This window comes from Paraburkholderia sp. BGA-UO-ETr-F21 (assembly GCF_059567925.1).
The window spans coordinates 487,316-508,741 of record NZ_JCAQOY010000040.1 but is presented as its reverse complement, the minus strand read 5'-3'; the positions used below and the strand labels follow the sequence as shown (position 1 = coordinate 508,741).

At 65.5% G+C, this 21,426-nt stretch carries 19 protein-coding genes and 1 pseudogene; 4 read left to right on the top strand and 16 right to left on the bottom strand.

All coding sequences use genetic code 11. The features are described 5' to 3' along the window. The first annotated feature begins 67 nt into the window (after positions 1-67). The 3 genes from xdhC to guaD all read left to right on the top strand — a co-directional run bounded on the left by xdhC (position 68) and on the right by guaD (position 3,682). The gene (gene xdhC, locus AC57B1_RS34715) at positions 68-1,084 is read left to right on the top strand and encodes a xanthine dehydrogenase accessory protein XdhC (protein ID WP_091799954.1); all 1,017 of its coding nucleotides are present in this window, start codon (positions 68-70) and stop codon (positions 1,082-1,084) included. A gap of 84 nt (positions 1,085-1,168) precedes the next feature. Further along, positions 1,169-2,221, top strand: a complete 1,053-nt coding sequence (locus AC57B1_RS34710) for an adenosine deaminase (protein WP_408354700.1) — start codon at positions 1,169-1,171, stop codon at positions 2,219-2,221. A gap of 105 nt (positions 2,222-2,326) precedes the next feature. Beyond that, on the top strand, positions 2,327-3,682 hold the full coding sequence (gene guaD / locus AC57B1_RS34705; RefSeq protein WP_408185345.1) for a guanine deaminase: 1,356 nt from the start codon (positions 2,327-2,329) through the stop codon (positions 3,680-3,682). A 103-nt stretch (positions 3,683-3,785) separates the two neighbouring features. Here guaD and AC57B1_RS34700 read toward each other — a convergent pair whose 3' ends face one another. Beyond that, positions 3,786-5,030, bottom strand: coding sequence for an NAD(P)/FAD-dependent oxidoreductase (locus AC57B1_RS34700; protein ID WP_408354697.1), 1,245 nt, complete (start codon positions 5,028-5,030; stop codon positions 3,786-3,788). Positions 5,031-5,138: 108 nt separating this feature from the next. Between AC57B1_RS34700 and AC57B1_RS34695 the strand changes: the two genes are divergently transcribed. Beyond that, the gene (locus tag AC57B1_RS34695) at positions 5,139-5,867 is read left to right on the top strand and encodes a class I SAM-dependent methyltransferase (RefSeq protein WP_496419966.1); all 729 of its coding nucleotides are present in this window, start codon (positions 5,139-5,141) and stop codon (positions 5,865-5,867) included. A gap of 143 nt (positions 5,868-6,010) precedes the next feature. Here the strand turns inward: AC57B1_RS34695 and AC57B1_RS34690 are convergent, their stop codons facing one another. From AC57B1_RS34690 to AC57B1_RS34620, 15 genes and pseudogenes are all read right to left on the bottom strand, one after another. Continuing rightward, positions 6,011-6,454 carry an excinuclease ABC subunit A gene (locus AC57B1_RS34690; protein ID WP_408296374.1) on the bottom strand — a complete coding sequence of 148 codons (444 nt, stop codon included), beginning with the start codon at positions 6,452-6,454 and terminating at the stop codon, positions 6,011-6,013. Positions 6,455-6,516: 62 nt separating this feature from the next. Then, a pseudogene (locus AC57B1_RS34685) lies at positions 6,517-6,851 on the bottom strand (signal peptidase). A gap of 36 nt (positions 6,852-6,887) precedes the next feature. Beyond that, positions 6,888-8,129 (bottom strand): beta-ketoacyl-[acyl-carrier-protein] synthase family protein, encoded by a 1,242-nt coding sequence (locus AC57B1_RS34680; protein ID WP_496419965.1) that lies wholly within the window; start codon positions 8,127-8,129, stop codon positions 6,888-6,890. Continuing rightward, positions 8,126-9,352 (bottom strand): beta-ketoacyl-ACP synthase, encoded by a 1,227-nt coding sequence (locus AC57B1_RS34675; RefSeq protein ID WP_496419964.1) that lies wholly within the window; start codon positions 9,350-9,352, stop codon positions 8,126-8,128. The genes AC57B1_RS34680 and AC57B1_RS34675 overlap by 4 nt, the downstream gene beginning before the upstream one ends. Beyond that, positions 9,352-10,077 carry a 3-ketoacyl-ACP reductase FabG2 gene (locus tag AC57B1_RS34670; protein ID WP_091799927.1) on the bottom strand — a complete coding sequence of 242 codons (726 nt, stop codon included), beginning with the start codon at positions 10,075-10,077 and terminating at the stop codon, positions 9,352-9,354. Before AC57B1_RS34670 ends, AC57B1_RS34675 begins: the two co-directional genes overlap by 1 nt. Next, on the bottom strand, positions 10,074-10,559 hold the full coding sequence (locus AC57B1_RS34665; RefSeq protein ID WP_091801075.1) for a hotdog family protein: 486 nt from the start codon (positions 10,557-10,559) through the stop codon (positions 10,074-10,076). The genes AC57B1_RS34670 and AC57B1_RS34665 overlap by 4 nt, the downstream gene beginning before the upstream one ends. 20 nt (positions 10,560-10,579) lie before the next feature. Then, complete coding sequence (locus AC57B1_RS34660) at positions 10,580-11,761, bottom strand: beta-ketoacyl-[acyl-carrier-protein] synthase family protein (protein ID WP_496419963.1); 1,182 nt, start codon at positions 11,759-11,761, stop codon at positions 10,580-10,582. Next, positions 11,758-14,166 carry an MMPL family transporter gene (locus tag AC57B1_RS34655; RefSeq protein ID WP_496419962.1) on the bottom strand — a complete coding sequence of 803 codons (2,409 nt, stop codon included), beginning with the start codon at positions 14,164-14,166 and terminating at the stop codon, positions 11,758-11,760. The genes AC57B1_RS34660 and AC57B1_RS34655 overlap by 4 nt, the downstream gene beginning before the upstream one ends. After that, a complete protein-coding gene (locus AC57B1_RS34650; RefSeq protein ID WP_496419961.1) occupies positions 14,166-14,867 on the bottom strand; it encodes a LolA family protein in 702 nt (233 codons plus the stop codon). Before AC57B1_RS34650 ends, AC57B1_RS34655 begins: the two co-directional genes overlap by 1 nt. Then, positions 14,855-15,286, bottom strand: a complete 432-nt coding sequence (locus AC57B1_RS34645) for an acyl-CoA thioesterase (protein ID WP_091799917.1) — start codon at positions 15,284-15,286, stop codon at positions 14,855-14,857. Before AC57B1_RS34645 ends, AC57B1_RS34650 begins: the two co-directional genes overlap by 13 nt. Continuing rightward, positions 15,283-16,878, bottom strand: a complete 1,596-nt coding sequence (locus AC57B1_RS34640; RefSeq protein WP_496419960.1) for an HAL/PAL/TAL family ammonia-lyase — start codon at positions 16,876-16,878, stop codon at positions 15,283-15,285. Before AC57B1_RS34640 ends, AC57B1_RS34645 begins: the two co-directional genes overlap by 4 nt. Further along, positions 16,865-18,589 carry a glycosyltransferase family 2 protein gene (locus tag AC57B1_RS34635; protein WP_496419959.1) on the bottom strand — a complete coding sequence of 575 codons (1,725 nt, stop codon included), beginning with the start codon at positions 18,587-18,589 and terminating at the stop codon, positions 16,865-16,867. Before AC57B1_RS34635 ends, AC57B1_RS34640 begins: the two co-directional genes overlap by 14 nt. Next, positions 18,589-20,514, bottom strand: a complete 1,926-nt coding sequence (locus tag AC57B1_RS34630) for an ApeI family dehydratase (protein ID WP_496419958.1) — start codon at positions 20,512-20,514, stop codon at positions 18,589-18,591. The genes AC57B1_RS34635 and AC57B1_RS34630 overlap by 1 nt, the downstream gene beginning before the upstream one ends. Further along, on the bottom strand, positions 20,511-21,173 hold the full coding sequence (locus AC57B1_RS34625) for a COG4648 family protein (RefSeq protein ID WP_408354661.1): 663 nt from the start codon (positions 21,171-21,173) through the stop codon (positions 20,511-20,513). The genes AC57B1_RS34630 and AC57B1_RS34625 overlap by 4 nt, the downstream gene beginning before the upstream one ends. Beyond that, on the bottom strand, positions 21,173-21,424 hold the full coding sequence (locus AC57B1_RS34620) for an acyl carrier protein (RefSeq protein ID WP_007180827.1): 252 nt from the start codon (positions 21,422-21,424) through the stop codon (positions 21,173-21,175). The genes AC57B1_RS34625 and AC57B1_RS34620 overlap by 1 nt, the downstream gene beginning before the upstream one ends. Positions 21,425-21,426: the final 2 nt, after the last annotated feature.

The following is a 21,426-nucleotide window of genomic DNA, read 5'->3' as shown; positions in this document are numbered from 1 at the left end:
GAACGCGTCGGCCCACAGTCAACCGGCCGAACGGACACCCCGCGCGGCCCTGTATGGAGAACGCCGGATGCAAGCCTGGCTACCTGACCTGCAACAACTGCTCGCGCACGGCGACGCCGCCGTGCTGGTGACGGTCGCGCGCGTCGAAGGTTCGGCGCCCCGCGAAGCCGGCACCAAGATGATCGTCACGCGCGATTCGGCGAAACACACGATCGGCGGCGGGCATCTCGAATGGAAAGCCATCGAGACCGCGCGCCAGGTGCTGCGCGACGGCATGCGCTCGCCGCACATGCGCCGGCTGGAACGCTTCGCGCTCGGCCCAAGCCTCGGCCAATGCTGCGGGGGCGCGGTAATCGTCGCTTTCGAGCGGCTCGATGTCGGCGACCTCGGCTGGATCACGTCGCTCGCGAAACGTGTGGCCGCGGGCCTTTCGACGGTGCGTAGCGTATCATTCGGCCCCGCACCGGATGCGGTGATGCTGTCCGACCCCGAGCCGGGCGTCGACGCCGCTGACTGCCTGCTGTGGGACGGCGCCGGTTTCGACGACAGCGGCGCGCTGCTCACCGAAACCATCGCCCCAGGCGACTTCGCGGTCGTGCTGTTCGGCGCCGGGCATGTGGGCGCCGCGCTGGTCCGCGTGCTGGCCACGCTGCCTTGCGCGGTCCGCTGGGTGGACGAGCGCGACGCGCAATTTCCGCCCGCCGAATCGCTGCATGCGCCGAACGTGAAGATCGACCCGAACGACGCACCCGACGAAGCGATCGACCAGGCCGCGCCGAACACGTACTTCATCGTGATGACGCACAACCATGCGCTCGATCTCGAGTTGGCCGAACGCATTCTGCGGCGTGGCGACTTCGCGTTTTTCGGCATGATCGGCTCGCACAGCAAGCGCAAGCAGTTCGAACACCGGCTGGCCGCGCGCGGTCTCGATCCGTCGCTGATCGCGCGGATGAAGTGCCCGCTCGGCGTGGACGGCATCGTCGACAAGTCGCCGGAGATCATCGCGATCTCGGCGGCGGCGCAGGTGTTGCAAGCCGTCGAGGCGAACGCGGGCACGCATCACGCCGCGCAGACGGTGTGATGCCCGACGGCGCGAAACACGGCCGCATCGCCATCGAGCTAGTGCATCCGGCGTGAAACCATTCCAACGAACTCCTGACCGACCATGACTACAACGAACGTTACCGCCACGCCGCTGGCCGAGAAAACCGCGCTGGCACCAAAGGCCGAGCTGCATATCCACATTGAAGGCTCGCTCGAACCCGAACTGATTTTCGCGCTCGCCGAGCGCAACGGCGTGAAGCTCGCCTACGACTCGATCGACGCCCTGCGCGCCGCGTATGCGTTCACCGATCTGCAATCGTTCCTCGACATCTACTATGCGGGTGCGAGCGTGCTGCTGCACGAGCAGGACTTCTACGACATGACGACGGCGTACGTCGAACGCTGTCTCGCGGATAACGTGATTCACAGCGAAATCTTCTTCGATCCGCAGACGCACACCGAGCGCGGCGTGCCGATCGCAACCGTCGTGGCCGGTATCGAACGCGCGCTAGCCGACGCGGAAAAGCGCGGCATGACGAGCAAGCTGATTCTGTGTTTCCTGCGCCATCTGTCCGAGGAAGACGCGCTCGCCACTTTCGAAGAAGCGCGGCCTTTGTTCGAACAGTACAAGCATCGTCTGATCGGCGTGGGTCTCGATTCGTCGGAACGCGGCCATCCGCCTTCGAAGTTCGAACGCGTGTTCGCCAAGGCGCGCGCGCTCGGCCTGAAACTCGTCGCGCATGCTGGCGAAGAAGGCCCGCCTTCGTATATCTACGAAGCACTCGATCTGCTGAAAGTGGACCGCGTCGATCACGGCGTGCGCAGCATCGAGGATCCGGCGCTCGTCGCGCGCCTCGCCGATTCACGCGTCGCGTTGACCGTGTGTCCGCTGTCGAACCTGAAGCTCTGCGTGTTCGACGACCTGACCAGGCACACGCTGAAGGATCTGCTCGATCGCGGCGTGGCCGTGACGGTGAATTCCGACGATCCCGCTTACTTCGGCGGCTACGTGAACGCCAACTATCTCGCCACCATCGACGCGTTGAAGCTCAACGATGCCGAGGTCTACACGATCATCCGCAACAGCTTCGAAGCGTCGTTCGTCACGCCCGAGCAACGCAGCGAACTGATCGCGAAGCTCGACGCGCACTGGCACCCAAGCGGCCCGCACTGACGGGCCGATGTATCGCAGCCGGCGGCGGCAAGGGTTCGTGTAAGAACTCTCGATCGAACCGTCGTCCGCGCTGTTCAGCTTTTCACATTCGGAGACGGTTTTTCCATGACTCAATCGGCTAAAGCGGGCCAATCGGCATTCCGCGCGCAACTGCTGACCTTCAACGGCGATCCCGCGCAATCGCCCAATGCGGCGGTCTTCAACGAGGACGGCCTGCTGATCGTCGAAGACGGCCATGTCGTCGCGGCGGGCGCCTATGCTGCGCTCGCGCCGCAACTCGCGCCCGGCACCCCGGTCGTGGAGATGCGCGACAAGCTGATCGTGCCGGGCTTTATCGACACGCACATTCACTATCCGCAGACGGACATGATCGCCTCGCCCGCGCCGGGTTTGCTGCCGTGGCTGGAGACGTACACGTTCCCGACCGAGCGCCGCTTTACCGACCCGGCCTATGCGCGCGACACGGCGAGCTTTTTCGTCGAAGAACTGCTGGCGTGCGGCACGACCACCGCGCTCGTGTATTGCACGGTCCATAAGGAATCGGCCGACGCGCTCTTCACCGAGAGCGAAGCACGCAATCTGCGCATGGTGGCGGGCAAGGTGCTGATGGACCGCAACTGCCCCGAGTTCCTGCGCGACACCGCGCAGTCGGGCTACGACGACAGCGCCGAGCTGATCGGCCGCTGGCACAATCGCGGCCGTCAGATGTATGCGCTCACGCCGCGTTTCGCGCCGACCTCGACCGAGGCGCAACTGGAAGCGTGCGGCGTGCTCGCTGGCAAGCATCCGGACATCTTCATTCAGAGCCATGTCGCGGAAAATCACGACGAGGTGAAATGGGTCGCCGACCTGTTCCCGGGGCACCGCAGCTATCTGGACATCTACGATCACTACGGCCTGCTGCGCCGCCGCGCCGTGTACGGCCATTGCATCCACCTCGACGAAGAAGACCGCAAGCGGATGGCGCAGACCGGCACGGTCGCCTCGCACTGTCCGACTTCGAACCTGTTTCTCGGCAGCGGCCTGTTCGATTTCGACAAGGCCGATAAAGCCGGCATGCCGATCGCGCTCGCGACGGACGTCGGCGGCGGCACCTCGTTCTCGATGCTGCAGACCATGAACGAAGCGCACAAGGTCGCGCGTCTGACCGGCCATCATCTGACGGCCACACGCATGTTCTATCTGGCCACCGCGGGTGCGGCCGAAGCGCTCGACCTGGCGGACAAGGTCGGCACGTTGAAGCCGAAGTCGGAAGCGGACTTCGTCGTGCTCGATCCGCGCGCGACGCCGTTGCTCGCGCGCCGCACCGCGCGCACCGAATCGCTGGAGGAACTGCTGTTCGCGTTCGCGCTGCTCGGCGACGATCGCGCGATCTACGAAACGTATGCGGCCGGCAAGCGCGTGCATCGCCGCGACGATGTTCGGCAGCATGCATCCGGCGCGGCCAAAATCGCGGCTTGAGCTACGTGATTCACGCGGTTGAATAAAGAAACGGCGCTTCGATAATGAAGCGCCGTTTTCATTCATGCCTGCCGTAAAACTCGCGCCGGATCGCGCAGGCAAATCAACGCTGCATGCAAACCTCATGCAACGCATTTAGCCGCCGCACCGGATCGGCGACATACGGATTCGATTCGTCCCACGCGTAACCCGCCAGCACCGCGCTGATCATGCGGCGAATCGACGGCGTCTGCTCCGGATAGAAAATGATGTCCTGCAGCGCGCCCGTGTACCAGCGCTCGACGAAAGCGCGGAACGTATCGATGCCCTTGCGCAACGGCACGTCATAAGCAGCCGACCAGTCGATCTGTTCGCCGTCCAGTTGCCGGTTCAAGGTCTGCACAGCAAGATGCGCCGAGCGCAGCGCGATCGTCACGCCGGACGAAAACACCGGATCGAGAAACTCGCCCGCGTTGCCGAGCAACGCGTAACCCGGCCCGTGCAAACGCTCCACGTTCGCCGCATAGCCGCCGATGTGACGCACCGGCATCAAAAACGGCGCGTTGCCGATCAGGCGGTTTAGCGTCGGCTCCTGCTGGATCAGTTCGCGCAGCTTCGCGTCGCGTTCAGCATCCGGCACGTCGAGAAAACTCGCCTCGGCGACACAACCTACCGACGAGCGTCCACCCGCTAAAGGAATCATCCAGAACCACACGTCGCGGCGCTCCGGATGCGTCGCCACGCAGATCTTGTTGCGGTCGGTCACGCCGGCCGGAATGCCGTCCTGCACATGCGTGAAAATCGCGGCGCGCGTCGGCATGCGCGTTGGCGCTTCGAGGTTCAGCAAACGCGGCAACACGCGGCCGAAGCCGCTCGCGTCGAACACGAAACGCGCTTCGACCTGATACGCGTGATCCGCTTCATCGACCACATCGACTAACGGCGTGGCGCCGGTGTGAACCGCGCGCACCGCATGCCCAAAGCGCACGTCCGCGCCCTGCTCTGCCGCGCAGCGAATCAGAATGTCATCGAACACGGCGCGTTCGACCTGATAGGTGGTGCCCCAGCCCGGCGAGTGCTTGTCGCGGAAGTCGAACGCCGACGACTGATCGCGATACACGAAATGCGCGCCATTCTTGTACTGGAAGCCGGCTTCGACCACGGCCTGCAGCATGCCGGCTTCTTCGAGGTAAGCCATGCTTTGCGGCAGCAGGCTCTCGCCAATGGAGAAGCGCGGAAAATGCTGGCGCTCCAGCACCAGCACGGAGCGCCCGGTCTTGCGCAGCAACGCCGCCGCGACCGCGCCTGCCGGTCCGGCACCGATGATCACGACATCGACCGTCGTACGCTTTGACGAATGTGTACTCAAATTTGCCTCAATCGTTTGGCTTGCCCGGAGCAGCGATTCGCTGCATCCTTACATCTCGTTGCAATTACACTCTGACAACAAAAACACTATTTCGCCGGGGAGCCCAGCGTGTCGCCATCTGAATCATCCCGTGTCCCTTACGTGCCGGAAACGGCTTTCGGGATCTGGTTCCTGCGTACCTACACCTGGGAACACCATGTACTGCGGGTCGCGATCAACGACCTCAAACGTCTCATCGACACGCCCTTGCCCGAGGCGCCGGTAATCGTCGACGCCGGTTGCGGCCAGGGTCTGTCCTTCCGGCTGCTCGCCGACGCGTTCGCGCCGCGCCGTATCGTGGGTGTCGACTTCCACGAGCCTTCGCTGACACTCGCCGCGCACGCGGCCCGCGCCTGCCGCGACAAACTGGCCAATATCGAACTGCTGCATGGCGACTGCGCGAAGCTGCCGTTGCCCGACGCGAGCGCCGATATCGTGTTCTGCCATCAGACTTTCCATCATCTCGTCGAGCAGGAGCGCGCGCTCGCCGAGTTCCGCCGCGTGCTCAAACCCGGCGGCATTCTGCTGTTCGCCGAATCCACGGATGCGTACATCAAATCGTGGGTGATCCGGCTACTGTTCCGTCATCCCATGCAGGTGCAAAAAAGCGCCGACGGTTACCTCGACATGATCCGCCGCGGCGGCTTCAACTTTAGCGAGCGTAACGTCTCGCTGCCCTATCTCTGGTGGAGCCGCGCGAAAGACTTCGGTCTACTCGAACGGCTCGGCCTGTATCGTCCGCAACCCGGCAAGCGTCGTGAAACGCTGGTCAATGTCGCGGCGGTCAAAGCCGGTTAAGCCTTACAACGCACCCGGCAGTCGTGCAGCAAGGCACGAGCCCGGTGCGGTAAAACGGCGCGGGGCGGCGGCAACTGTGCCGCCTTCCCACTCTTTCTCTCTACCTTACGCGCAGGTTCGTGCTGCTTCGCACGGATCCGCGCTTACTTGCGCAACGTCACGACTTCACCCGTCAACGCCACGCCGGCGATCACCGCGCCCGCGCCGCAGGTGTACTCGGTCGCGCTCTCACGCAATTCGTTCTTGTAATTGCTCTTGATGTTGATCACCGCGTTGCCGCCTTCCTTACGCGCGCGCTCCTGCAATTCGATCACCGCCGAGAGGAAAACGTGCTGGCACGCTTGCAAGTCGCTCTTGCCGAACGCGTTGGTCTTCTTGTTGGTGGCGAACTCGCCCATCGTCTTCGAGACGGCCGGATGGTGCTGACCCGCGAAATACAGCGCGATGTCGTCGCTCACCTTGCCGGGTTCGCTTTGCAAGGCCTGATCGAGCGGATAGTAGTTGACCGTGTCGCGAGCAAAAGCCGGCGCGGCACTCAACGTGGCAACCGCTGCGAACAATGCGGCAAACAGCACATGGCGTTTCATTGAGACTCCTTGGTCGTTGTTATTGCTCTGGTGAGTTCTATTGCGTTCTATCCGGATTCGGCTCAGTTCGCTTCCAGCACGACGAGTTGCCCCTTCACCGCAATCGCGGCCGCGCTAGGACTGACCCCGCAGGTGAAGTCGGTCGACGAATTGCTCTCGCTGCTATGGAAGCGTGTCGACACGTCGATCACGGCATTGGCGTGGCGTTCGTTTGCCGCCGCGCGCAGCTTCCGCACGGCTTCGGCTAGCGCTTCATGGCAGGCGTCGTCGGGACCGGCAACCTTGCGCGCGATTCGCCGCCGGCCGCCGCGAGCGGCAGCGACTTCACTTGCGTGGCGCATCCCGCCTGCGTCAACATCACCACTGCCAGCGCACCCAATACAGCTGTTCTTTTCATTTTTCTTGCCCTCGTTTTTTTAAAGTCGCGGCCGTCTCAGCCGCCCTGCCATGCTTCGAACATCAGGCTCGCGCAACTGCCGCCGAACCCGAATGAAACCGACATCGCCGTGCCGATGCGCGCTTCGCGCGTCGCACGCACGAGCGGCATGTCGGCGACTGCCGGCTCCGGCGTGTCGATTCCCGCCGTGCCCGCGATAAAGCCATCGCGCATCATCAGCAGCGTGTAGATCGCCTCGTGGGCGCCGCTCGCGCCGAGCGGATGCCCAGTCATGCCCTTCGTCGACGAAAACGCCGGCACGCCACGCTCGAACGCCGCGCCGAACACCTCGTTCAACGCGCGCAGTTCCTCGAGGTCGCCAAGCGGAGTAGACGGTGCGTGCATGTTGACGTAGTCGGGCCGCTTGCCCGCTTCGTTCAGCGCACCGCGCATGGCGCGGGCGATACCCGCCGCGCGCGGCGCGACCATGCCGGTGCTATCCGTGCAGTCGCCGAATCCGATGAGTTCCGCGTAGATGGGCGCGCCGCGTGCTAGTGCGTGATCGAGCGCTTCGAGCACCAGCACGCCGCCGCCCGAGGCGATCACGAAACCGTCGCGCTCCGTGTCATAGGGACGTGACGCGCGCTGGGGCGTGTCGTTGAAGCGGCGCGACAGCGCGCCCATTGCGTCGAACATCAACGTCGTGTTGTCGTGCAGCGACTCGCTGCCGCCGGCCAGCACGATCTGCTGGCGGCCGGTCTGAATCAGTTGCATCGCCTGGCCGATCGCGAGCGCCGACGTTGTGCACGCCGACGACGGCGAATAGCTGACGCCTTCGAGCCCGAACACCTGCGCGACATTGGCCGACGCGGTGCTGCTCATAACATGCGGCACCGTGTACGGCGGCACCTTGTCGACGCCGCGAGCTTGCGCGATCGCCACGGCCGCGTCGTAACTGGACATCGTGCCGACGCCCGAACCAATCACCGTGCCGGCGCGCGGCGAGCGCAATGCCGCGGCATCGAGCCCGGCGTCGCTGATCGCTTTGCGCGCGGCATGGCAGGCGAACCGCGCGGTCTCGCCCATGAAGCGTTCGAGCTTGCGCTCGAACAGGGGCTCGCGCGCAACCGACGCCACGCCCGCCACCTGCGAGGCAAAACCACGTTCACGCCAGGCGTCGATCCGCTCGATACGCGAGCGACCCGCGCGCAGCGCAGCGGACACCTCGTCGAGCGTATTGCCGAGACACGACACGATCCCCATGCCGGTCACGACCACGCGTTGCAGCGCCACGCTCATCGAACGCGCCTGAAAATCAGCGACGTGTTGATGCCGCCAAACGCGAAATTGTTGCTCATCACATGCTCGGCATCGATCTCCCGACCCGTGCCGACGATGTAATCCAGCGGTGCGCAAGCCGGATCGACGTTCGTCAGATTCAAGGTCGGCGCATACCAGTTGCGCTTCATCATCTCGATGGTCCACCACGCTTCGAGCGCGCCGCACGCGCCGAGCGTGTGGCCGACATAGCTCTTGAGCGAACTGATCGGCATGCGCGAGCCGAAGGTCTGCGCGGTCGCATGGCTTTCGGCGATATCGCCGCGATCCGTCGAGGTGCCGTGCGCATTCACGTACGCGATCGCTTCCGGCGGCAGTTGGGCGTCCTTGAGCGCGAGTTGCATCGCGAGCGCCATGGTTTCGGCGGTGGGCTGCGTCATATGCGCGCCGTCCGAGTTGCAGCCGAAGCCGACAATCTCCGCGTGAATGCGCGCCCCACGCGCCACCGCATGCTCGTATTCTTCGAGCACCAGTGTGGCCGCGCCTTCGCCGACCACGAGGCCGTCGCGCGCGGCGTCGAACGGACGCGGCGTGAGATGCGGCTCGTCGTTGCGCGTGCTGGTGGCGTATAGCGTGTCGAACACGGCGACCGCCGGTCCCGACAGTTCCTCCGCGCCGCCCGCCAGCATCAGCGTCTGCTTGCCGGTCTGGATCGCTTCATACGCGTAGCCGATGGCCTGGCTACCCGACGCGCACGCGCATGAGGTCGGAATGATCCGCCCCTTCAGATCCCAGAACAGGCTCACATTGACCGCGGTGGTGTGCGGCATCATCTGCACGTAGCTGTTCGACGTGACGTCGCCCATCGAGCCGGTTTCGAGCATCGTGCCGAACGCGCGGATCGGCTGCACCGAGCCCGACGACGAACCATAGGCGACACCCATGCGGCCGTCACCGATGAGCGCATTCTCGGCGAGGCCAGCGTCGGCGAGCGCCCGTTCGCTGGCGCGCACCGAGTACATCGAGACCGGGCCCATCGAGCGGGTCTTCTTGCGCGGATAGTGCGCGGGCGTCGTAAAGTCCGGCAGCGGGCACGCGAGGCGCGTATGCAGCGACTCGAAGTAATCCCACTCGGGCATGCGCCGCACGGCGTTCACGCCGCTCCTCAAACGCGTTTCGATGACGTCCCAGCTATCGCCCAACGCCGTGACGCCGCCCATGCCGGTAATGACGACGCGCTTCATCAGATCATCCCGCCGTTGACGCCGATCACCTGGCGCGTGACATACGAGGCCGCATCCGACATCAGGAAGCTGACCACGGACGCCACCTCGGCAGGCTGGCCGACGCGGTTCATCGGCACCGTCTTCAACGCCTGTTCGAGCGGCATGTCGTCGAGCATGCCGGTTTCGATCAGACCCGGCGCGACGCAATTGACGGTGATGCTGCGCGACGCCAGTTCGACGGCGAGCGCCTTGGTCGCGCCGATCAAGCCAGCTTTCGCCGCGCTGTAGTTGACCTGGCCGCGATTGCCCATTACGCCGGACACCGAAGCGATCGTGACGATGCGGCCGCCCTTGCGGGCCCGCACCATCGGCATGGTCAACGGATGGACGACGTTATAGAACGAATCGAGACCGGTTTCGATCACGATGTCCCAGTCTTCTTCCGTGAGCGCGGGGAACGCGGCATCGCGGGTCACGCCCGCGCTGCACACGATGCCGTAGTAAGGGCCATGTGCCGCGACGTCCGCTTCAAGCACTTCGCGGCATACGGCGCGCTCGCGCACGTCGAATTGCAGCACGCGCGCCGTGCCGCCCTGCGCGGCGATGCCCGTCGCAACCGCGTCGGCTTCGGTGCGTCCCGTGCGGCAATGCACGGAGACCGCGAAGCCGTCGGCGGCCAACTTGTACGCAATCGCGCGGCCAATGCCGCGGCTTGCGCCGGTAACGAGAACACGCCGGCTCATGAACTGAAACTCCCTTCAATGAATGACTGAAAATCGGGCGGTTGAAAAACCTTGATGACCGCTTCGGCGCAATCCATGTCGCCGTGGCGGATCGTGCATTCGTATGCGCCGTGGCCTTCTTCGCTGCGCAGCAGTTCCGTGACGTGGATCGACAGGTGCGCGCCGGCCGCGAACGACGGTTGCAATGCCTTGTAGCTGCGCGAGCCGAGCAGCACACCGGGACGCGCTCGGCCGCCGCCGCGCATGGCCAGCAATGCGACGTGCGCGGCGATCGCCTGCGCCATCAGTTCGATGCCGATCCACGCGGGCATCGCGCCGTCGGCATCGGCATACCACGCGTCGGCGCGGACCGTGGCGCGCGCGCTCAGCGTTTCCGCGCTGAACGTGTCCACGGCGTCGATCAGCAACATGGTGCCGCGATGCGGGATGATCGCTTCGATCGGCTGCTGGAGCAGTTCGTCAACGGTGGGCGGCGGATTCATCGCGTGACTCATCGGGCAACTCATCGGGCAAGAACGAGGCTGACGTTGCTGCCGCCGAAAGCGAATGAATTGCTCATTACGAATTGCGCGCCGCTTCGCGGCAGGAAACGTTCGCTCTCGACCAGATCCAGCACCGGTAATAACGGATCGGCTTCGCCATCCCACAGATGCCGCGGCAACGCCACGTTCTCACGCGCCAGCGTCAGCCACGCGAAGCCGAGTTCGGTGGCGCCCGCCGCGCCGAGCTGGTGGCCGGTCAACGGCTTGGTGCCGCTCGTCGCTACGCCGCCTGGGAAAACACGCGACATCAGGTTGGCTTCCATCTCGTCGTTCTTGCGCGTGGCAGTGGCATGCAGATTCACATAGCCGATCGCCGACGCCTCGACGCCCGCCTCGGCAAGCGCCGCGCGCAGCGCGATCTCGCCGCCCACGCCCTGCGGGTCGGGCGAGGAAATGTGATGCGCGTCGCTCGATTCGCCCACGCCCGCGAGGCGCACTGCCGCTTCGTCGCGGCTCATGAGGAACACGGCCGCGCCTTCACCGACATTGATTCCGCAACGATTGCGGCTCATCGGATTGGTGCGCGTGGCGCTGGTCGATTCAAGCGAGGCGAAACCCTGCACCGTCAACTCGCACAGCGAATCGACACCGCCCACCACGACGGCGTCGCACAGGTGCAATTGCAACAGCCGGCGCGCCGACGCAAACGCCTTCGCGCTCGACGTGCACGCGGTCGAAATGGTGAACGCCGGACCTTGCAGGCCGAGCGCGGCGGCGGCGAACGGCGCGGCCGTGCCGATCTCCATTTGCCGGTAGTTGAAGTTGGCCGGCAGATCACCTGCTTGCGCCTGGTAGACGAACGCGGCTTCGGCCGCTTCGATGCCCGACGTGCTGGTGCCGAGCACCACGCCGACGCGATGCGCGCCGTAGCGCTCGCGTGCCGCGTCGATGGCCGGTGCGATCTGCGCCAGCGCGGCGAGCAGCAGGCGGTTATTGCGGCAGTCGTAGCGGGCGAGTTCGGCGCGCGGCGCCATCTCCAGCGGCGTGAACACGCTGCCGACGAACGCCTCGCCGATGCCCGTATGCGCGTTCGCCATACCCGGCGAACGACCGGCGGCGAGCGCCGGAACGATGCTGTCGAGGTCGCCGCCGAGCGCGTTGATCATGCCGAGCGCGTGCAAATAAACTGATGGCGCCTTCATGCGGCCCTCCTTGATTCCGATGGCATGCCGATCGGCGCGAGCAGCACCGATACCGCGATGCCGAGCGCGAGCGTCGCGCCGAAACTCTTCAGCGCGGGCATCGCGCTCATGCCGAGCATGCCGAACGACAACAGCGTGGTGGCCGCGGACAACAACACCCCCGTCCACACCGCGCCGAGATCGGCGTCCGCGCGCTGGCAGCCTTCGCGCAGGAACACCGCATAGTTTGCGCCCACGCCGAGCACGAGCATCAGCGCGAGCCAGTTGAACAGATTGAGCGGTACGCGCGCATAGCCGAATGCGGCGAGCGTGACGCCCACGGCAAGCAGCACCGGCAAAGTCACGGCGACGCCGCCGCGCACGCGATAGCGCAGCATCAACAGAACGAGCACGAGAGCTAGCGCGCCGCCGAGCCACCAACCGCTATCCACGCGATACGCGCCGAACAGTTTCGACACGCTGGCGGCCTTGTCGACGAACACGACGCCGGGCAAGCTCTGCGCCGTCGCGATCAGCGCGGGTTCGTTCTGCGGCGTCACGCCTTGCGGAATGACGACCGCGGCATAGGCTTTCGTCGACGAGTCGACTTCGCCGAGCCAAAGGTGTTTATACGGTTGTGACCACGGTGCCGCGAGCCACGTATCGACCGTCAGCGGGGCTTGCGGTTTCGCATACGCAGCGAGCCACGCGTCGGCGACTTCGTCCTTGAAGCCTGCTTGCAGGAGTGTGGCGCGCAGTGCGGCGCGCTCGTCGAACACGTGTTGCGCGAGCAACGCGCGGTCTTCACTCTGCCGTTTCGCGGACGGCACGAATTGCGCGACCGACTGATAGCTGCCGACCTTGTTCGCCGTGCCGTTCAGCGCATCCAGTTTCGTGCCCAACGCTTCGGCGCGCTGGAGCACGAGCTCCGGCGTCTCGCCGCGCACCACGAAAAACTGCGCGCTGTTATCCACGCCGACCGCCGCGCGCACCTTGTCTTCCTGCGCGACGAGCGCCGGGTCGCGCTGGATCAGCAGATGGATATCGTCGTCGCTGGTTAGACGCAGCCAGCCGGGAATCGCCAGCAACAGCAGCAGCGCCGCCACGAACCACGCCCGCTTGCCGCCGATCGTGCGATGCCACACCGTCAGCACACGCGCCGCGCCCGCGAACACGCGCTTGGGGCTGCGTTTGGGCGCGCGCGTGAGCAGCGCGGGCAGCAACCACAGCACGGACGCGAAGGCCGTCGTGATGCCCGCCATCGCGAAACAAGCAATCTGCTTGAGCGCGGGAAACGGCACCCAGGCGAGGATCGCGTAGCCGAGCAGGCTTGTCGCGAGCGCCACGCTCAACGCGGGACGCACGGCGCGCGCGCCGCGCCGCGCGTCCCAATCGCGTTGCGCGCCGAGATGCACCACGAAGTACTGGATCGAATAGTCGACGGCCTCGCCAATCAGGCTCGCGCCGAACACCAGCGTCAACAGATGCAGTTTGCCGAACACCAGCATCGTCACCGCCAGCGCACAGACAATGCCGAGCGCGGTCGAGACGAAGCCGAGCAGCAGCAGACGTGGCGAGCGGAACACCCACATCATCAGGAGTGCGACGCCGCACAGCGACGCAATGCCGATCAGATGCACTTCATGTTCCGATGCACTGCGCGCCGCTTCCGCGTAAAACACAGCGCCGGTCCGCGCCACCGAGACGTCGGGGAACGAAGGCTTCAACGCGCTTTCGCCTTGGGCCAGCGCTGCGAGCACGGCATGCTGCGTCTTCGTCTCGTAGGCGGAACCCGGCAGCGTCGCGACGATCAGCACGCTGGTGGCGGCGCCCTGATGCGCGACCAGCATGTTGTCTTCGAGTTCGAGATTCGAGGTGGCGAGCGGCAGGCCACCGAGCCAGTGTTCGAGCCAGCCGAACGGATCGTCGGCGAGCGGTGTGGTCAGTCCGCCGCGCAGCGGGCTATAGATGCGCTGGGCGAGCGTGTCGCGCAACGTGGCGCCCGTCGCGCCGCCCGCCAATGCCGTGCGGTCCGTCGGCGCCAGCAAGCCGAATCGATACGGCATATACAGCGCCGTTATCTGCGACAGATCGAACGGCGGCAACTCCGCCGTCACCGAACCGAACGCGCCGCTCTTTTGCAACGCCGCGCCCAGTTGTTTCGCCGCGGCTTTCGCGTGCGCGTCGTTGTTGCTGGTGACGAGAAAAACGGTGCGGTCGCCGAGCGCGCTCGCGAGCGTATCCACCGCCTTTTCCGCGACGGGATCGGCCTCGGTCGCGGGCAATAGCGCAAGCAGATTGGTTTGCAACGGCGACGGTCCGGCGAACCGCCAACCGCAATACAGTGCCGCGGCGAGCGCGAGCAGCAGCCACGCGGCGCGCATGCCCCACGCCTGTTTCGTGGACCGCTGTTGCAGCATGTCCATTACGGCGCCCCGAGCAAGCCGCGTTCAGCCGCGGTGAGGTCGCTCACGGCCGCGCTCTTCGCGAAGTCGAGCTGGGTGATGTCGCCGTTCGCCAGCGTGATGCGCAAGCTCTGCAGATAGTCGCCGCCGCTCATCGCCAGACCTTTGATCGACTGGGCGATCTGCGGCTGGTTCGGCGTCAGTTGCATGCGCCACTGCGCGGCGCTGCCTTGAGCCTCTACGTCGAATTGCGAGTAGAGCGCCGACAGATCGCCGCCGAGCATGGCGCGCATCATCTTCGAAACTTGCGCGACGCCGCGCGTGCCCTGTGCGCCGTGAGTCGTGACGCGCTGGCCGTTGGCGTCGACTTCGGCGACGCCGGCATCGGTGATGACATAGGTGGTTTTGTAGGGCTTGTCGATCTGCCAGATCACGCCGCGCTCGCGGAAAAATAGCAGCGAGCCGGTGCTCACGAGCGGCTGCTTCATCGCGGCGAGCGTTTGCGTCTGCGTGAATTGCGCGCGCACGCCCTTGGCTTGCGCGAGGTGCGTGGCGATCTGCGAGACGAGTGCGGGGTTGCCCGCGGCAGGCGCGGCCTGGGTCGTCGATGCCGCCAAGGCGGGCTGCGTCCATGCGCTCACAGCGAACATGCTGAGGACGCCCGTCACGCTCAATGCGCTCAATGCTCCCACCAGCATGGCGCGCAATTTCATCGTCCCCATACGCGCTCCAGTTTCTCGAATACGACCGGCGGCGAGACGAACTGCAACTCCTGCGTGGCGGCGTCGACCGCGACCTGGATCGTGTAGCCCTTGGTCAATCGCGTGCCAGACACGCAATCGACGATTTCATAGCCTATTTTCAGGCGGTTTTCGTGTTCGAGCAGTTGCGTGCGCACTTCGATCTGCTGCCCATAGGTGGCCGGCCGCACGTACTTCAGATGCGCTTCCACGATCGGCCACAGGTAGCCCGAAGCCTGCATCTCGCGATAGTCGTAATCGAACGCGCGCAGAAGCGCCGCCCGGCCGATTTCGAAGTACTTCAGATAATGCCCGTGCCAGCACACGTTCATCGCGTCGACGTCATGGAACGGCACTTCCACCGTCGCGCTCGCGCTCAGCACTTTGCGGGAAACGCTCATGCGTTCGATCCTCCGCGATAGTCCTGCAGCAAATCGCACGCTGCAATGCGCGCGGTCAGCGCGCGCAGCTCGTGTTCCAGTGCGCGGTCTTCGTCGACGAATGGCGACTGCGCGCTCACCCTGTCCATGAACGTTCGCAGCGGCGAGGGAACCGGCGTTCCGCTGTCGATCTTCAAGCGCAACCGGGCGGCTTGCACCGTTGCGAGCGTATGCGCGGCGGCGACCTGCTCGGTCAACTCCAGCACGCGCAAACAATCGCGCGCGGCAATCGTGCCCATGCTGACCTTGTCCTGGTTGTGCGCCTCGGTGGAGCGCGAGAACACGCTCGCGGGCATGGTGTTTTTCAACGCTTCAGCGGTCCATGCGGACGACGAAATCTGCACCGCCTTGAACCCGTGATTGATCGGGGCGCGCGCGGAGGTGGCGCCCGACAGATTGCGCGGCAAGCCGTTATTGAAATTGACGTCGACGAGGAGCGCGAGTTGCCGGTCCATCAGATCGGCGAGATTGGCGAGCGCAACCTTCAGCGAATCCATCGCGAACGCAATATGCCCGCCGTAGAAGTTGCCGCCGTGCAGCACGCGTTCATTGTCCGGGTCGATCAGCGGGTTGTCGTTCGCGCTGTTCAGTTCGTTCTCGACATCGCGGCGCACCCACGAGAGCGCGTCGCGCGCCACGCCGATCACATGCGGCGCGCAGCGAATCGAATAGCGATCCTGCAGACGGTGACCCGGCGTGTCGTCGCGCCCGGACAGGTCGTCCCGAATCCATGCCGCCGCTTCGGCCTGGCCGGCGTGCGGCTTCACTTCGAAGAGCATCGCGTCGAAATGCGCGGCACGGCCGTCGAGTGCGACCGTGCACAGCGCCGTCAGCCGCGCGGTCAGCCGCGTGAGATGATCGGCGCGCGCAAACGCAAGACAGGCGAGACCGGTCATCACGGCGGTGCCGTTCATCAGCGCGAGCCCTTCTTTTGGCGCGAGCGCGAGCGGCGTGTGGCCGAGTTCGCTCCACACCTCGCGCACGTTGCGCAATTGCCCTTCGAACATCACGTCGCGTTCGCCCGCGAGCGCGGCGGCCACATACGAGAGCGGCGTGAGATCGCCGCTCGCGCCGACCGAGCCTTCCGACGGAATGCGCGGCAACACACGATGATTGACCAGATCGGCCAGACGTTCGAGCAACACCGGACGCACGCCGGAAAAACCATAAGCAAGCGAGTTGAGCCGCGCGGCGATCACCGCGAGCGTTTGCGCGTCGTCGAGATACTGGCCCATCCCGCAGCCGTGATAACGCGTGAGTTGCAGCGGCAACGCTTCGACCAGTTCCATCGGCACGTCGACCACGCAGGCGTCGCCGTAACCGGTGTTCACGCCGTACACGGTCGCGCCCGCGGCCAGATGCCGGCGCAGAAAATCCGCGCCGCGCTGGATGCGCGCGCGCCACGCCGGATCGGCGCTCAACGCAACCGGCGCGCGATGCTGCGCGATCGCGACGACCTCTTCGATCGTCAGCTTGCGACCGCCTATGACGACCGCCGCCTTGTTCACGTTGGCGCCCGCATTCGGCACATCGATCAGATCATGTTCGGCCATTTGCGCCTCGCTTGGGGCTGGCCCAGAAATCGAAGAAGTTGAACCATTGATAAGGTGCCTTGCGGCAATAATGTTCGAGCCGCACGGCATAGCGCTGCGCCCACGCGGCGAGATGCTGCGCGCGTTCGCGGCGCGGCAACTCGATACGCTCGGCGAACGGTTCGAAATACAGGCGGTAACCGTCGTGCTCTTTCAGACAGAAGAACAGATAGACCGGGCAACCCAACGCATGCGCGAGCACATAGGGCCCTTGCGCGAACGGCGCGGTCGAGCCGAGAAATTGCGCCTCCGTCGTGCGGCCCGCTTCGTGCGCGGGCACGCGGTCGCCGACGATCACCAGCAATTCACCGGCGTCGACGCGCTCCTGCATCATCATCGCGGTCTCGGGTCCGAAGTCGCTGACTTCGAGCAGATGTTTCGCGAACTCGCTATTGGCCGAGGCCAGTACGCTGTTGAAGCGGCGCGCGTGCTCCGTATAGACGACCGCCGTGACCTTCGCATAGGCGCCCTGCGCGGCGAGCGCGCGGGTCATCTCCAGATTGCCGAGATGCGCGCCGATCACGAGCGCGCCCTTGCCGCTCTTCACCAATGCTTCGAACGCCGAAGGATCTTCGAACTTGACGTCCGCATTGTTGACGCGGCCCGACCACGCGGCGAGCTTGTCGAAGCCCGACTGCGCGAACGCCAGCATATGGCGGTACGCGGACAACCAGCCCGGACGCGGCGTGTCGCCCTGCGGCGCAGTCTTGCCGAGATGCCTGAAGTAGTTGCTGGAGGCCTCGCGCGCGGCGCGGCCCGTCAGCAGAAAATACGCGACGATCGGGTGCAGCCAGAGCGCGGTGAAACGTCGGCCGAAGAGCTTGCAGCTGAGCGCGAGCAACGACATGCCCAGATGGCTGCCGCGTTCGGCGATACGCCACCAGTCCTGCTCGCTCTCGCTCGCCGGCCCATCCACAAGTGCCGCGCGACGCGGCATCACCTTGTGCGCGAGCAGCACCGGCAGACGCCACAGCATGCCGCACACGAGCCGCGTATGGCTGCGGCTGATGCGCACGTTGTCCCACAGCACGTCGAAATGCGAGACGCCGTCGCTCGCGTAGGTGACGCGCGTCGGAATCGAACGGAACGCGGCGCGCCGCCAGTACAGACGCACGAGGATCTCGATGTCGAAGTCCATGCGCGTGGGCAGCCGCACGCTGTCAATCAGATTGCAGGCCAGCGCTAGCGGATAGAGCCGAAAGCCGCACATCGAATCGCGGATGGTCAGCGAAAGCGTTTCGATCCACACCCACACATGCGTGAGATAACGGCCGTAGAGACGCGCTTTCGGCACGCTCTCGTCATAGATTGGCCGGCCGAGAATCACCGCGCCCGGTTCGGCGCGCGCCGCTTCAATGAAACGGGGCACGTCCGTGGCGTCGTGCTGGCCGTCGGCGTCGATCTGCAGCGCGTGCGTGTAGCCGGCCTCGCGCGCGGCGCGCAGCCCCGCCATCACCGCCGCGCCCTTGCCGCCGTTGACCGGCAGCCGCAGCAGCGTGAACTGCCCTGCGTATTGCTGCGCGAGCGCGGCGAGCACTTGCTGGGTGGCCTCGTCGCTGCCGTCGTCGACGACAAAAAACGGCAGGCCGTGAACCGCGAGATGAGCGACGGTCGCGCCGATCGCATCCTTATGGTTGTAGATCGGAATGACGATGCATGGGGAGAAGGTCATCACGCCGGCGCCCCGTAGACGATTACACCGGACGCGCATTCGCGACCTTTCGCGCGGTATGCAAACTGCAGGCGCCGGCGGGCGGCGTCGTGAGCGAGCGTGAGCGCGAGCACCGCGCCTGGAGAAACCGGCGCCATGAACTTCAGACGATCGATCGATGCCACCGCCCGCACGGCCGGCAAGTGGTCGGCGGCGAGGCGCACGGCCCAGTCGACCTGAACGACGCCGGGCAGAATCGGCAGGCCGGGAAAGTGGCCGGCGAAATGCGCGAGCGTGGGCGGCACGCGCAACTCGTAATGCAGTGTGTCGCCGCTGCGCGCTTCGGCCAGCACCTCGACGCCTTCGCTACGCGGCTCGAAGGCGGCCGCCACGGCGGCCACCGGCAGTTTGCCGCGCGCGTCGAACGGCAGCGTGACCCGAAAACGCCAGTGGCGCGGCAGCACCACCACGTCGAAGTATTCGGCGAGATGCCGGCGCAGGATCTTGGCGAGCGCCACGCGGCCTTCGTCGCGCAATGCCGCGCCACCGGCGTCCGTGAGCGCCACGACGGCGCCGACGCGCTCGCGCGAGGCGCCGGCGAGCGGCACGATCGCCGCTTGCGCCACATACGGATGCAGCGCGAGGCGCGCTTCCAGTTCCGGCAACGACACGCGCTTGCCGTCGAGCTTGAGCACGCGGTCGAGCCGGCCTTGCAGACGGAAACGGCCATCGGCGTCGAAGGCGATCTTGTCGTCGGTACGATGCCAGCCGGCGTGATCGAGATGCGGCGAGCGGACGTTCAGCGCACCGTCTTCGTCGCGGCGCACTTCGATGCCGGATAGCGGTTGCCAGGCATCTGTCTGATCCTGGCGCCGCCACGCTATGCCACCGGTTTCCGTGCTGCCGTAGACTTCGAGCGGCGCGGCGCCATAAGCCGCGGCATATTCCTGCGCGGCTTCAAACGCCAGCGGGCCGCCCGATGAAAAGACCGCGCGCGGCGCCGGCGTCAAGTCCGCGAAGCCAGGCAAGGCGGGCCAGCGAGACAATTGCGCCGGTGTCGAGACAATCACCGCCGCGCCGCATTGCTCGATCTGCGTTTGCAAATGCAACGGCTCGATGCTGATCGCACGGTCGAACGCGCGGCCGGCGGCAAGCGGCCACAACACGCGAAACAGCAAACCGTAAATGTGGTGATGCGGCACGCTCGCGAGCATCGTCGCGTCGCCGATCAACGCACCCCACTGCTGTTCCAGCGTGTGCACTTCGGCGTTGAACTGCGCGAGCGTCTTGCGGATCGGCTTGGGGCGGCCGCTGCTGCCCGAGGTGTAGAGCGTGAGCGGGGCTTGCGGGTCGATCGTGAGAGCGCCGCGAGACGTGTGCGCCGAGGCTGCCTGGGCGTTTGCAGTGCCGGTGGCGGCTCCGGCTTGCGTTGAGGCTGCCTGGGCGCTTCCAATACCAATGGTGGCTCCGGCGTGCGCTGAGGCGGCCTCGTCGCTTCCAATGCCGGTGTCAGTGGCGACTCCGGCCTGCTCCGCCGCCGCTGCATTGACGTGTGCCAACGTGTCGAGGTCGGCGTCGACTTCAGCTTCGGCGTTGATACCGAGGTTGGCTCCGGCCGAAAGCTCGAACAGCGGCAAATCCGCGTCCGTCAGCACCACGTCATACGCATCGGCGAGATCGGCGAGATAGCCTGGCGTCGAGTTGGCCGGAATCACCGGCTCCTTGCCGCACGCGAGCAGCGCGAAAAGCGCGCAGGCGAAATCGAACGGATCGTCGATACAGAGTGCGTAGCGTTGCGCGCCCTGCGTTTGCAAGAGCGCGATCAACACGGCGACGCGCGCGCGAAACGCCGCGCGGTCGAGCACCTTGGCGCCATCGCGGCATACGGGCTCCTGCAACGCGGCGCTCTCATGAACCACCGACAACAGATCATGCAATGCGATCATGCCGCCTCCGAACGCGCGGCACGCGGCAGCACGACCAGGTAACGCCAGATCACCTCGGCCACCAGCAGCACGCCGATCAACCCATACGCAATCGCGCCGTTATACAGCGACCAGTTGGCACGGCTCCAATACAACGCGGTATAAGCGGAAAACACGCCGTTCAGCACGAAGAACGCACACCACACCTGCGTCACACGCCGCGTATGGCGCACCGCGCCCGGCGGCAGATCCGGATTGCCGAGGCGCGCGAATTTTTCGATCATGGACGGCCCGCGCACGAGTGTCGCGCCAAACGCGATCAACAGGCCCAGATTGACGAGCGACGGATACAGACGCAACAGCAGTTCGCTATTGGTCAGCACGATCGCCGCCGACGCGCAGCTCAGCAGACCAACCACGCTCCAGTCGATCGTGGAGAGCCGCCGCAGCGAAGTCGCGACCGGGCCGCTACCGGCCCAGCGCTGCAGCCAGAGAATCGCAAACAGCATGCAGCCGACGTAGCGCGGCGTGTCCCAGCGCCACGCGCACAGGATCAGCGCGGGGTACGCGAGCTTCAACAGCACCTGCACGACGGTTTTGCCGAAGTGGCGCCCGGCGCCGGGCGAGGCATCGTCGGCCCGCCGCGCCGCCGCTTGCGTTCGCGAGCGCGCGACGGACATCAGCCTTGTGCCGCCAGCAGGGACTCGACCGCGCCGATCACGTCGCCGACGGTGCGCACCGACTTGAACTCTTCCGGCTTGATGCGGCGTCCGGTCATTTCCTGCAGTTTGATCGCGAGGTCGACAGCGTCGATGCTGTCGAGATCGAGGTCCTCGAACAGATGCGCTTCGGGCGTGACACGCTCGGGCTCGATCGCGAAGTTCTCTTTGAAGATAGCGCGGATGCGCTCCAGAATCTCTGCCTCGGACACGA